General features: G+C 57.6%; 10 protein-coding genes and 1 tRNA gene. 7 read left to right on the forward strand and 4 right to left on the reverse strand.

Annotated elements, in window-relative coordinates; genetic code table 11:
• Nucleotides 1-156: 156 nt before the first annotated feature.
• From GGR27_RS03440 to GGR27_RS03460, 5 genes are all read left to right on the forward strand, one after another.
• Nucleotides 157-3,972 carry a proprotein convertase P-domain-containing protein gene (locus GGR27_RS03440; protein ID WP_168035982.1) on the forward strand — a complete coding sequence of 1,272 codons (3,816 nt, stop codon included), beginning with the start codon at nucleotides 157-159 and terminating at the stop codon, nucleotides 3,970-3,972.
• Between the two features lie 12 nt (nucleotides 3,973-3,984).
• Nucleotides 3,985-5,061 carry a PorP/SprF family type IX secretion system membrane protein gene (locus GGR27_RS03445; protein ID WP_168035983.1) on the forward strand — a complete coding sequence of 359 codons (1,077 nt, stop codon included), beginning with the start codon at nucleotides 3,985-3,987 and terminating at the stop codon, nucleotides 5,059-5,061.
• Between the two features lie 161 nt (nucleotides 5,062-5,222).
• A complete protein-coding gene (locus GGR27_RS03450) occupies nucleotides 5,223-5,831 on the forward strand; it encodes a GyrI-like domain-containing protein (RefSeq protein WP_168035984.1) in 609 nt (202 codons plus the stop codon).
• The gene (pyrF, locus tag GGR27_RS03455; protein WP_168035985.1) at nucleotides 5,828-6,646 is read left to right on the forward strand and encodes an orotidine-5'-phosphate decarboxylase; all 819 of its coding nucleotides are present in this window, start codon (nucleotides 5,828-5,830) and stop codon (nucleotides 6,644-6,646) included. The genes GGR27_RS03450 and pyrF overlap by 4 nt, the downstream gene beginning before the upstream one ends.
• Nucleotides 6,647-6,746: 100 nt before the next feature.
• Nucleotides 6,747-6,820, forward strand: a tRNA-His gene (locus GGR27_RS03460).
• 202 nt (nucleotides 6,821-7,022) lie between these two features.
• Here GGR27_RS03460 and GGR27_RS03465 read toward each other — a convergent pair.
• From GGR27_RS03465 to coaD, 3 genes are all read right to left on the reverse strand, one after another.
• Nucleotides 7,023-7,706 (reverse strand): L-type lectin-domain containing protein, encoded by a 684-nt coding sequence (locus GGR27_RS03465; protein ID WP_168035986.1) that lies wholly within the window; start codon nucleotides 7,704-7,706, stop codon nucleotides 7,023-7,025.
• Between the two features lie 245 nt (nucleotides 7,707-7,951).
• The gene (locus GGR27_RS19955; RefSeq protein ID WP_168035987.1) at nucleotides 7,952-8,323 is read right to left on the reverse strand and encodes a cupin domain-containing protein; all 372 of its coding nucleotides are present in this window, start codon (nucleotides 8,321-8,323) and stop codon (nucleotides 7,952-7,954) included.
• A gap of 98 nt (nucleotides 8,324-8,421) precedes the next feature.
• Nucleotides 8,422-8,895, reverse strand: a complete 474-nt coding sequence (coaD, locus tag GGR27_RS03475; protein WP_168035988.1) for a pantetheine-phosphate adenylyltransferase — start codon at nucleotides 8,893-8,895, stop codon at nucleotides 8,422-8,424.
• Nucleotides 8,896-8,946: 51 nt separating this feature from the next.
• Between coaD and GGR27_RS03480 the strand changes: the two genes are divergently transcribed.
• Both GGR27_RS03480 and GGR27_RS03485 read left to right on the forward strand, forming a co-directional pair.
• The gene (locus GGR27_RS03480; RefSeq protein ID WP_168035989.1) at nucleotides 8,947-10,305 is read left to right on the forward strand and encodes an MFS transporter; all 1,359 of its coding nucleotides are present in this window, start codon (nucleotides 8,947-8,949) and stop codon (nucleotides 10,303-10,305) included.
• Nucleotides 10,306-10,453: 148 nt separating this feature from the next.
• A complete protein-coding gene (locus tag GGR27_RS03485; protein ID WP_168035990.1) occupies nucleotides 10,454-11,953 on the forward strand; it encodes a hypothetical protein in 1,500 nt (499 codons plus the stop codon).
• A gap of 23 nt (nucleotides 11,954-11,976) precedes the next feature.
• Here the strand turns inward: GGR27_RS03485 and GGR27_RS03490 are convergent, their stop codons facing one another.
• Nucleotides 11,977-12,507 (reverse strand): DinB family protein, encoded by a 531-nt coding sequence (locus tag GGR27_RS03490; RefSeq protein WP_168035991.1) that lies wholly within the window; start codon nucleotides 12,505-12,507, stop codon nucleotides 11,977-11,979.
• Nucleotides 12,508-12,536: the final 29 nt, after the last annotated feature.

The following is a 12,536-nucleotide window of genomic DNA, read 5'->3' on the forward strand; positions in this document are numbered from 1 at the left end:
ACCTTTGTCAACGGTCTCTAGCCTTCCTCAGGTCCGTCGCTCCACTACACGTTACGGATCACGTTCGGAGCGTCAACGGGGGCGGTTTTTGGGCGCTTTCGCGGGTGCCGTGGAAGGTACAATAAGCAGGTAGCCCCCCATTAACAAGATATTCCCATGGCCCGATTGTACGTTCGTTATCTACTACCGTCAGTTCTTGCGTTACTTTCCCTGACGGTGGTGGCGCAGGACGTTATTTTGATTGGCCAGAACGATCAAATCTCGTCCTGTAACGGCAATTTTTTTGACGCGGGCGGCGAAAGTGGCGGTCACGGCGGGGCGGGCGCAGTGCAGACCACCACGATTTGCTCCGACGGAAGCTCGGGAGAAAGTGTGCGCGTGTTTTTCTCGGAAATTGAGATCGATGGTGTACTGAATATTTACAACGGCAATACCACCGGTGCGCCGCTGCTCGGAAGCCTCACCGGCACGAACGATGACTCGAGCGTTGCCTTCAGGTCTACGGCGGGTAACGCGTCGGGGTGCCTGACTTTTGAGTTTACGAGCGGCGGTACGTCCCTCAACGGCTGGAAAGCGTCCGTTATCTGCGTTAATCCTTGCCAACCCATTTCGGCGGTTATTCTCGGTACCACGCCACCCCGCCTGCCGGATACGGACGAGGGTTTCATCGACGTTTGCCCCGGCGACCCCATCACGCTGCGTGCCGAGGGGCGTTACCCGGAGGATGGGCAGGAATACGCACAGAGTGACGCTACCTCGGAGTTCACCTGGACGTTTCAGGACGGTACCAGCGCGACCGGCCCGACCGTCACCCATATTTACGAAGAACCGGGTGCCTACCAGATCAACCTTACCATTGAAGACGAGCGCGGTTGCCGTAACGCACTGCGGACGACACGGCGCGTCCGCGTCGCCCCCGCTCCCGTGTTCAACGAACCCAGTAACCTTCCAGCAAACATTTACCCCGGCGACGAAATCATTATCGACGTCGGCGGAACGGACCCGAATTCGCTCAACATCTCGCCCACGCCGCAGCGTTTTTCGTTCCGTACCAGTCAGACTTTTTCCGAACTAACTCCCCTACCGGACGACATTACGACTTACCAGAGCTCACTCGAGTTCTCGAGCTTCGCCAATGGGCAGCGCCTCGAACGGGGCGACCAGATCGTGAGTATTTGTGCGAGTATGGAGCACTCCTTTCTTGGTGATTTAGGTATTTCGGTGGAGTGCCCGGACGGCACCAAGCTCGACCTCCACCGCTACAGCTCCGACATCGTCGGCCGGGTGGGCAACCAAACCCTTGGGCTCGGGGATAAATTCACCATCACCCCCGACCCACCCGGCACGTACTGTTGGACGGCCAACGCCCCGGCAACAATGCGCGAAGTTGTGCAGCGAGGTAGTTTTGATGCGGGTGAGAAAATCCCAGAAATCGACTACCGCGCGGAGGGCGGTAGTTTTGATGAATTCATCGGCTGTGAGCTAAATGGTAATTGGTCTTTCAACGTCCTGGATAGCTTACCGGATGACAACGGCACCGTTTACTCCTGGACAATCGAGTTCGCCTCCGACGTCTTCCCTAACCTCGAAGAATTTACCGTCCCGCTTTCTTCCGTCACGATTGAAGATAACAACCTTTATGATGCTTACACGCCGACGCGAGCCGCACTCAACACGAATAATCCCGGCCCGAAAAAGGTCCGAATCGTAACGGAAGACGATTTCTCCTGCCGCTTCGATACGACGCTCACCTTGCTGGTCGAATCTCCGTTCGCGCGGGACTGTAGCGATCGTGCGGCCCGACCGGCGATCCCGGGCATAGACACCAGTGTCTGCCAGGGAGATGACATCACCGTAGACTTCAGCACGGCCGTTGCGGAAGACACGGTAATTATCTGGGAGTCCATCGCCTTCGACGAAGTTTCAAATAGTCTGTACCCATCCGAAACGGAAGCTTACGGTTCGACGATCCGCGTAACGGACCACAACCCGGCTACCGTACGGGACGTCGCGCGGGACATCGAATCGGTCTGTATCAACCTGGAGAATATTGACCAGCTATCCGAGCTTACGGTACAACTGCTCAGCCCAGACGGAACGACATTACGCTTGCTTGAATCTATTTCCGCTAACAACGCCAGGTTATCAAATACGTGTTTCGCCCCGACGGCTACGCAGGCCATCGGCGGTGGGAGTAGTCCATTTTCTGGCACCTTCATTCCGGTCAATAATAATTGGGCCGCGCTGAACGGGGAGGCCATCAACGGGGACTGGACCTTGCAGATTTGGGATGCGGCCGGAAACGACGTCTCCCGCCTCGCCAGCTGGTCCATCGCGCTGCGGTACGATCGGGAGGTCACCTACAGTTGGTCGCCCAGTGACGGGACACTGAGTTGTACGGACTGCCCTACCCCAACCATTGCACCCGCGACCGCGACCATTTATGTACTAAGCATCTCCACCGCCGACGGCTGTTCGCAGACCGTCGAAGTTGACGTGGATTTCAGTGCTTTACAATTAGATTTTGGATCGAGCGTCGCGCCTCCTACGTGTAACGGGGGCAATGACGGAAGCATCTCCGTAACCATAGCAAGTAACCCGGGGAACCTCACGCTTTCTTGGTCCGACCAGCCAAGCAATTCCTCTCTAATCAGAACTGGCTTATCCGCTGGCACCTATGCACTTACAGCAACTGACGAGGATGGATGCTCGAATCAGTTTATCATTGAGTTAAGTGCGCCACCCCCCATCACGTTTACCTCCAGCGAAAACCGGGTTACCTGCTTCGGTAGATCCGACGGTGGTTTGACCATCACGGACATCACTGGCCCTAATCCCGGAAACTACGTCATCACGTGGGGCCCGGAAGCAGAAAATAGTGACCAGTCAACCGTCCGCAACCTTCCCGCCGGAGACTACCCGCTCACGGTAACTGACGTTCAGGGTTGCGCCGTAGATACCTTCGTGACACTCACCCAACCGCAACCGCTGTTATCGAGCATCGCGGGGGTAAACGTCTCCTGCTTTGGCGAAGCGGACGCCCGCCTGACGGCCTCCGGCACGGGAGGGACCCCCGCCTACGCCTACCGCTGGAGCACGGGGAGTACCGACCCAGTACTGTCCGACTTGATCGCGGGAAATTACTTTTTGACCCTGACGGACGAAAATAATTGTACCGATCTGGATACTTTCAACGTCACCCAACCCGATACGCTCGTGCTTGACGTAATGACGGATTCGGTACTCTGCCTGGGCGGCTTTTCCGGCGCGGCGGTCCTGGTGGCCAGTGGTGGCAACCAACCCTTCACGTACCGACTCGGCGAGCGCGGGGCCGGTCGCAACAGTATCTTTCTGGGCTTGGCGGCGGGAGAATACCCCGTATTCGTGACGGACGCAAATGGCTGCGCGGACGACGCGTTGGCCGTAGTGGACGATGGTCTCTTTTTCGGCGTGAGCGTCGGCCCGGATAGCACCATCGTCTTTGGGGATAGTCTTACGCTGAGCGCAACGCTGATCGGTGGCCGCCCGGGCGTGCAGTACGCCTGGCGCCCTTCCGCGCCGACCTCGATCAGCTGTCGCGACTGTGCCGACCCCGTTGTCCAACCGGAATTCGAAACGGATTTTACCTTGGTCGCAACCGACGGAAACGGCTGCACGGCCGAAGATCGGATCCGAATCAGGGTGCGGAAGATTCGGGAAGTAGCCGTGCCGACGGGTTTTACGCCCAACGGTGATCTACGGAACGACGTACTGCTGGTCCACGGTCGGCCGGGAACGCGCGTGGTGAGCATGCAGGTGTACGATCGGTGGGCGACGCTGATCTACGAAGGGGCTGACTTTATGGTCAACGATCCGGAGGCCGGTTGGGACGGCGATGGTCACAACGCGGGCGTATATTTCTACAAGCTCGTGGTCGAATATGACGATCGTTCCCAGGAAACACTTTCGGGCCAAACCACGCTAATCCGTTAATCCTCAGCCACTATGAACGCGCAACACTGCGGATTTCGGATCTTTTTATTGGTAGCGCTCCTGGCGTTACCCTTTTTGGCGCGGGCGCAGGATGCCAGGTTTGTGAACATGAACGCGAGCAGCCAGCTCGTCAACCCGGCCCTAACGGGCGTCATTCCCGGTCGACTGCAATTTTCGGCCAATTACCGGGAGTTGTACACTTCCCTGCCCGGTGCGGATGGGTACCGCAGCTACGCGGCTGGCCTGGAAATACGGCGGCCCACCGGCGGCGGGAACTATTTCGGCTTTGGCGCGCAACTGCAGCGGGACGATGCTCCGACCAGCAACTTCAACCGTTCCCAAGGTCTGGTGGGTGCGAGTTATCAGCAGCAGATCGCGGGTTCCAACCGGCGGGGGGTCGGCCAGTACCTTTCCGGCGGCGCGCAGGTTGGTTTTGGGCAACGTGGATTCGACCTCAACAAGATTTGGTTCTCCAATCAATACTTCGTCGACAACACCACCCGGGAGGCTTACCTCGACCGGACCTTACCGAACGGTGAGCCTTTTACCGGGAACGGCTCTGGAACTTACCTGGACGTGAACGCGGGTGTGGCCTGGTTCGGTGAGTTTGGCGACCGCAAGGGTGCCTACGCCGGAATCAGTGCCTATCACCTAAATACTCCGAACGTATCCCCACTGCCCGGCGGCACGGATGAGCTTAACTACCGGTTGGTCATTCACGGCGGTGGGGAGCTGCCAATCGGCGCCGGTGACATGAGTTTACTCCCCGCGTTCCGGATAATGGACCAGGGCCCCTCACTCGACGCGCTGATTGGTGCCAACGTCCGTTATACCCAGCGCGAGTGGCGAGAAATTGCGTTACGGGCCGGCCTGTGGGCGCAGGGAAGCAATCAGGCGGGTGGCTTTGGGATGAACGCCGCCATCTTCACCGTAGGTTTGGAAACGGAGCGGGTCCAGTTCGGCCTCAGCTACGACATCAGCGTCGGTGAGTTGACGACCGTGACGAGCGGCCGGGGTGGTTGGGAGCTAAGCGTTATCTACCGGCAGCCCGCTAAATTCCGGCGGAAGGTGGTTTGCCCGAAATTTTGAGTTGTGGATCTTATTTAGGATGCAAGTTCAGTATTCCACTTATTGGTTACCGATGCGTTGAGTAGCCCACGACGGTGTACGCGGAGATCGTTGAGAACGGAATTGATTTATCTTCGCGGCTTACTTCAGTACTTCAGCAGCGCTGTCAGCACCATCCTTCCATGTCACACTGCTTACGACTTTTCGCTTTCCTCACGTTCTGTTTACTCTTGGTCCTCGTAACCAGTTGCAACCAGTCGGACGTCCCGACCACAGCAGACGGCGTGCGGGAAGGCGGTGACTCGACCACGCAAACACTGGAGGTGGCGTACGTCGATTTGGAACTACCGGACCGCACTTACCTGGTTTTTCGCCAGGAGCTGAGCTTTCAGGACGTCAACGGCTTTATCGCCATCGAAACTGACTCTCTGGTGCGAAAAAGCGAACGAGCGGGCGTACCGCCGGCCGGCCCCGCGACCTTGCTTACCTACGGCTGGGATACCGAACGGGGGCGCGGTGACGTAGCCGTTGCACTGCCCGTCGAAGTCGGCACTACCCTATCCCCTTACGCCACGGTGATTATGCCCGCCGGACCAGCACTATCCGTCGAATTCGCCGGATCGTACGATCGCCTGTCCGCCTATCATTACGCGCTGGGGCAGGAGCTCGCTAACAGAGGGCTGCGGCCCCTGATACCGAGCATCGAAGAATACGTCGTCGGGCCAACGGACACGCGCGACGCCGGACAATTTCGCACGCGCATCATTTATCCATACGCAAACCCAGAATGACCAGAACCGAACTTTTCCACCGCATCAAAGCAAAGCAATCTTTCCTCTGCGTCGGGCTAGACGTCGACCCGGCAAAGATGCCCGCTCACCTGAACGGCGACGTACTGGCTTTCAATAAAGCCATCATTGACGCGACGCGCGACCTGTGCGTAGCCTACAAACCCAATACTGCTTTTTACGAAGCGCTGGGCCTGGACGGGATGCGCATTCTCAAAGACACCCTGGACTACATTGGCGACGATCACTTCACCATCGCGGATGCCAAGCGGGGTGACATCGGCAACACGAGCCGGTACTACGCCAACTTCGCGTTTCACACCCTCGGGGCGGATTCCATCACGGTGGCGCCGTACATGGGCGAGGATTCCGTGCGTCCCTTTTTAGAATACGAGGGGAAGTGGGCCATCGTGCTTGCCCTAACGAGTAATCAGGGAAGCCAGGATTTTCAGCACGCAAGTCAGGACGGCGGGGAACCCCTGTACAAAAAAGTCATGCAGCGCACGGCGGCGTGGGGAAATCTGGACCAGCTGATGTTCGTCTGCGGTGCCACGCAGGCCGAAAAGTTCGCGGAATTACGCGCCGTGACGCCGGACCATTTCTACCTCGTCCCCGGGATCGGCGCGCAGGGCGGTGATTTAGCGGGAGTTTGTAAATACGGGATGAACGATCACTGTGGTCTGCTCGTGAATTCGAGCCGGGGCATATTGTACGCCAGCCCGGGAGAAGACTTTGCCGAAGCGGCCCGAGCTTCCGCGCAGCGTTTACAAACTCAGATGGCGGCGGCACTTAAGAAATACCTACCCACAAAAGCGTAATTCTTCGCCAATTTCTTTGGGAAGTGGCCGCAACTAAATTACCTTTGCGGCGCTTAAGCAAACAAACCCGCTTTGCGCGTGACGTATGCTAGTTAATTTGGTAGTTGTAGCTCAGTTGGTTAGAGCGCTGGATTGTGATTCCAGAGGTCGCCGGTTCGAACCCGGTCTTCTACCCTTTCTTTTAAGAGACCCTTACTTCGGTTTGGGTCTCTTTTTATTTTGGGTGAGGGGAATTAGGCGGTAGGCGGTAGGCTTTTAGGCGGTAGGCGGTAGGCGGTAGGCGGTAGGCGACGATAGTTGTATTCACTCCATATTTCAAAAGGAGTCAACCTACCGCCTACCGCCTACCCTGCTTCCCGCCTTACCCTACTACCGCCTAATACCCCGCTTCGGCGAAGACTAACTTCTTGATACAAATATCCTGGTAGTTCGTCTTGCGACCGGTAGCGGCGGTGACGCCCCAGTAAACGGTAGCGTTTCCCTGGAAAACTTTATCGACAATGTCCGCTTCTAGGCTGGCGCGCTCCTTGCCGTCGAGTTGGACGGTGAGTTTTTGGTAGATTGGGTCCCAGTTGATCCAGAGCAAGTGCTTGTTGCCATCTTCTAGATTCGGGACAGGATTAGGGCCGGATACGCTGGCGTAGTGGTGCGTCTGGCCGTTGATGGAGATGGCTACGTGGTCTTGGCTCGGGTCTGCGAGGTGGTAGTTTTGGTAGGTATCGAATTCGATGCCGAGTGAAGGCACCAAGCCAGCGAAGCCCATGCCTTCGCCCCGGTAGCCAGTCTGGCGGGTGGGGTGAAAAACAAACCCGATGCCGTCGGCACCCAGGTCATCATTTTCTCCGAGCACGAGGCAGACAGTTAACTCAAAGGGGCGGGTAAGGTCGATCGCTTTCTCGTACCAGGCCGAACCGCTGGCGTACTGGGCGTCCGGAGTCAGACGGATACACTCGTCGTTGAGGATGCGGGCGGTGCCGCCGAGGGTGAAGTCTTCGACGCTCGCCTGAGCGATCAAAAAGACCGGGAGAAAAACAGAGAGTAGCAGGACTAGAACGCGCATCGGGTGTGGCTTTGCTGTTTTAACTGCGTGGAGGTAAAAATGTTATGGCCGGGCCCTACTGTCGAAACGCGAAAATGTGTTAGCCAAGATAAGAATTTGATCAGTTGGAGAAACTCGGCGCGCGAAACTTATTAAAGACACTAGGAGTACGCTCCGCGCTACACAAACGATTATCCAGCTCCGAATCGAGTTCAACGTCTGTTCTACCAAAAAACATGGCACCCGCGACCGCGCCCAGTGGTACCCTACAAAAATTCAGCCTTACGTTGCGTCAGCGCGTGATCGACGTTTCCGGTGTGCTTAGTCGTGGCTGGCTCCAGTAAGAGAAGCCAGGCTTCCTCCCCATTCTTAGTGTAGGGCAGGTGCTCCACGCCCCGGGGCACGATGTAGAATTCACCTTCCTTGAGCTCAACGGTAGTGCCGTCCCGAAACTCAAGATAAAAAGTGCCTCGCTGCACGAGAAACAGTTCGTCCTCCGTAGCGTGGTCGTGCCAAACTAACTCACCACTCACTTTGGCTAGTTTCACCTGCTGCCCGTTAAGTTCACCGACCACCCGGGGCGACCAGTGATCCGAAAATTGGGCGTATTTCTCCTTAATGTTGACGATTTTGCGCACGGTAGTAGACTGTATAAGTGATGAGAAAAGATGGAAGTATTGGTGAAATTAGCTCCACGACTGAGGGGTACCTGAACTAAAGAGTAGCTCACATCACTTCAGGATCCGAAAGAGTGCGGGGCATCGACGCCCGGTGGTAAGAATGGCGAGGCGTCTCCCCCACCCTTGATGATCTCCCGCACGATGGTCGAGCTGATGTGCGAAAAGGCGGGTTGGCTAATGAGAAACATGGTTTCCAGCCCTTCCCCGACGATGCCGTTCAGTTGGCTGATGGTCTTTTCGTAGTCGAAATCACTGGCGTTACGCAGACCCCGCAGGAGGTACCTGGCCTCGATTTTTTGACAGAAGTGGGCGGTTAGCCCTTCGAAGCTGGCAATCTCCACTTTTGGCTCGTCGGCAAAAACCTCGCGCAACCAAGTTAGCCGTTGTTCGAGCGGAAAAAGATGCTTCTTTTGGCTATTGACGCCGACGGCCACGACAATCTTGTCGAATAAGGGCGCGGCGCGGTGGACGAGGTCGACGTGGCCGGTCGTGATGGGATCGAAGGAGCCGGGAAATACTGCGGTGTTCATGCCCGGAAAGGTAGAATTTTTTCCCGGCAAATAGACCTACCTTGGCGCGATATGGACGTAAATAAGACCCCTGACGCTACCGAGGACGGCCAGTTGAACGACAAACGGACGCTGAACGGTTGGGCACTTTTCGACTGGGCGAACTCCGCCTTCGCGCTCGTCATCACCACCGCCATTTTCCCACCCTACTGGAATTCGGTAACCGACGAAACGATCAGCTTTTTTGGCGCCGAGATCAGCAATTCGTCCTGGTTCACGGCCACGATCACGATCGCTTACCTCATCATCGCCGTGCTCTCGCCGATCCTTTCGGGCATCGCGGACGCGGGCGGGCGGCGCAAAAGTTTCCTGCGCTCCTTCACCATCATGGGCGGGCTCGCGTGCCTGAGTCTGTTCTTTTTCGAGGGGCCGGATACGCTTTGGTTGGGCACGATCGGCTTCGCACTGGGGCTTATTGGATTCGCGGGGGGCTTGGTGTTTTACAATTCCTTTCTGCCGGTGATCGCGACGGCGGACCGGTTCGACAAGTTGTCCGCGCGGGGCTTTGCCATGGGGTACATCGGTTCGGTGCTACTCCTGATCCTGAACCTGGTGATGGTGCAAAAGCCCGAGTTTGTCGGTGCCGGGGACTTGACCGGTTTACCCGCCTGGCTGGGCGATCCGGACACGTTCATGGTGCGGTTGGCTTTCGTGACGGTCGGCGTTTGGTGGTTGATTTTTGCCAACATCAGCCTGGCGCGTTTGCCCGACGACGTGCGGGTGCCGGGTGCGGGGTTGGCGGACATGGCCGGCCGGGGCTGGCGGGAGTTCACGGGGGTCTGGCAAAAGATCAAAGCGGCGCCGAACACGGTGCGGTTCCTGTCGGCCTTTTTTAGTTATTCGGCGGGTGTGCAGACGGTAATTTTTCTGGCCAGCCTGTTCGCGAGTAAGGAACTGGGGTTCGAGACGAGTGAGTTGATTGTGGTGGTGCTGATCCTCCAGGTAGTGGCGATTGCGGGGGCTTACCTGGCGGCCGCGATTAGTAAAAAATACGGGAATAAAGTGTCCATTTACGTGCAGTTGGTTATCTGGACGGGAATTTGTCTGGCGGGATATTTCGTGCAGGATAAGTCTACTTTCTACCTGGTGGCGGCGTCCGTCGGGCTGGTGATGGGTGGCATCCAGAGTATGAGCCGGTCGACCTACGCGAAGCTAGTGCCCACGAAGAAAGACGTAACGAGTTACTTCAGTTTTTTCGATATCCTGGAGAAGGTAGCCATCGTTATGGGCACGGCAATTTTTGCCATTCTCGACCAGATCACGGGAAGCATGCGCCTCAGTTTGCTGGCGCTGAGCTTCTTTTTTGCGCTGGGGATGATCTTACTTCGAAAGTTTAAAATTGCGACCGACGCGCCGGTCATCGACGCCTAGCTGTGTTCGCCAGATACATAGCACCCCCGGTAGTTATTAGAGTCACGCATGACGTGTGGGCGCGGTCGCGGGTGCAAAGTTAAACGGCAAGAATAGCAAGGCTACGCTACCGTTCACGCCTTACCTTCACGCCTCATTCCCGCCCCCTATGCGCCTACTGTTGCTGACTGTCTTCTTCCTTACTTCGGTCACGCTTTCCGCCGACGATCTCTACGAACGGCTCCGCCTCCTCCTGCCCGGAGACGAACCCGCGACGGTGACCAAGCGGCAGTTCCTGTACCAAAGCGTGACGACCTTGTTCCGGGAAATGGAAACGGAAGAAAAAGTCCACCGCAAGCGTAAGAAAAAGCGGATCAAGCGCATCCGTAAGTACCTTGCGGAGAACGTGTTCCGGGTGCAATCCGCCAGCGCCAGCCTCGACGACGTGCTGCGCACCCACCACTACAGCGGTGCCGCCGCGGCCGCGCTCACCGTGCTCTGCCTGGAGAAATACGACATCGAGTACGCCATTTACGTCGACCACTGGAAAGCTTACGTCGTTGCCGACCCGGGTGGCCGCGACGAGGCGTTTTACTTCGGCGAAGACGATGAGGTGGGGGAAGCCCGCGCCGTAGCCTTCCGCGCCGACTACCTAGCCGCGGTCCGCGCCACCATCCTGCCCGACCTCCCGCCGCTGAGCGGTAACAACGCCAAGATTGCTTTTAGCACCAACTACTACCAGCCCGGCAAAAGTCTCACCTTCGAGCAACTTGCCGCCTACAATCAGTACGTCGCCGCCCAGTCCGCCTACCGCAATGGCTTCTACCCGGCGGCGATCCTGCTGGCCGAAAACGCCCTCCAGTACGAAGACCGCGCCGCTTTCCTCGTCATCCTCCAGGCCGCCCAGACCCAACTCGCCGCCCGCGTTAAACCCCAGGTGGCGGGTGATTTGGCTACGCTCTTCGACGGCTGGAACTCGGAGCCCGACAACGAATACTTACCGGCCGCGATCCTGCACCACTTCGACGAACAACAGCGCCTGATCCTGACCGGCGACACGCCGGGGATGACCGATTTTCTCCTGCAGTCCTACCTGGACAAAGCCCCCGCCGGCCAGGAAAAGTGGCGTACCGAGATGACGCAACTGCAGGAGTTGAGGCTACTGAGTCACTTTTTCAAGACCGGTAACCGCCCCGCCGCCCGCCAGCTCGCTACGCGCCTGTACGAGCAGCACCCCGACGACGCCAAAGTCAAGTACCTGCTCGGTGAGATCATCGTCGACCAACTCCGCGGCGGCGGCACGGACGGGCCGGACTTTCAGCAGCGGATGCAGGCGGCGGCGAGTGATTATCCGTTCCTCAAAGACCACCCCCGGTTCATCGACCTCTACCTGCGCGAGCAGGCCATTAAGGTCCGCGATCTTTACGCCGCTAACCGCGTCGACCGCGCGGAAATCGCCCTCGATCGTTTCCGGGAGTCTTTGATCGATTTGTCAATCGGTGAGGACCGCAACCTGTGGACACTGACGGCATTCACCTCCGCTTCGTACTACCATTTTCTGGTGGCGGATTACCAACGCGCCGTCGACTACATTAACGAAGGCATCAAGTACGCGCCGGATGATCAGTATCTACTGCACCGCCTGAGTGTGCTGGAGAAATACTTGTGAAGACCGGCAAGCTTTTCAATCCACTAACCTGCTTGCCCCAGCCCAAAGACTTCTCGGTAATGCCGCGCGTGGTGAAAGGTGTGCCCGGCGATGATGAAGCCGACCGCCCGCGTGCTGGCCGGTCCGCCACTTACCGTCCCGATCCGGAGCATATCCGCCTCGGTGAAATTTTTGAACATCATCAGTGCCGACTGCCGGACGTGGCGGAACTCCTCGATCATCGGTTTAAAATCGCGTTGGCTCACGTCCATGACGTTGGCGAAAGCTTCGTGGTCGAATCCGGGCAGGGCCGATTTGTCCCCCCGGGCGATGCGGAGCGCGCGGACGATGAAAATTCTTTCGGTATCCAGGATGTGCTGGAGGGTTTGCTTGACCGTCCACTTGCCCGGTGCGTAAGCGTAATCGAACTTATTTTCCGGGACGTGAGTAATGACGTCCAGCAGCGCGGCCGCGCTTTCGTCGAGGGCGGAGCGGAGGGTAAGATCGGGGATCAACTTGACGTAGCCGGCGTAGAATTCGGCGTACTCGGTGCTGGGTAGTTCGGAAACTCTCATACTTTGTGGTTTGGGGCGCAAAGCTAGCG

Source organism: Neolewinella antarctica (genome assembly GCF_011927835.1).
GTDB classification, from domain to species: domain Bacteria; phylum Bacteroidota; class Bacteroidia; order Chitinophagales; family Saprospiraceae; genus Neolewinella; species Neolewinella antarctica.

Coding starts and splice junctions, on each gene's coding strand:
- GGR27_RS03485 (WP_168035990.1), top strand. CDS start 10,454: ATGCGCCTACTGTTGCTGACTGTCTTCTTCCTTACTTCGGTCACGCTT.
- GGR27_RS03440 (WP_168035982.1), top strand. CDS start 157: ATGGCCCGATTGTACGTTCGTTATCTACTACCGTCAGTTCTTGCGTTA.
- GGR27_RS03465 (WP_168035986.1), bottom strand. CDS start 7,706: ATGCGCGTTCTAGTCCTGCTACTCTCTGTTTTTCTCCCGGTCTTTTTG.
- GGR27_RS03490 (WP_168035991.1), bottom strand. CDS start 12,507: ATGAGAGTTTCCGAACTACCCAGCACCGAGTACGCCGAATTCTACGCC.
- GGR27_RS03480 (WP_168035989.1), top strand. CDS start 8,947: ATGGACGTAAATAAGACCCCTGACGCTACCGAGGACGGCCAGTTGAAC.
- GGR27_RS03445 (WP_168035983.1), top strand. CDS start 3,985: ATGAACGCGCAACACTGCGGATTTCGGATCTTTTTATTGGTAGCGCTC.
- coaD (WP_168035988.1), bottom strand. CDS start 8,895: ATGAACACCGCAGTATTTCCCGGCTCCTTCGATCCCATCACGACCGGC.
- GGR27_RS03450 (WP_168035984.1), top strand. CDS start 5,223: ATGTCACACTGCTTACGACTTTTCGCTTTCCTCACGTTCTGTTTACTC.
- pyrF (WP_168035985.1), top strand. CDS start 5,828: ATGACCAGAACCGAACTTTTCCACCGCATCAAAGCAAAGCAATCTTTC.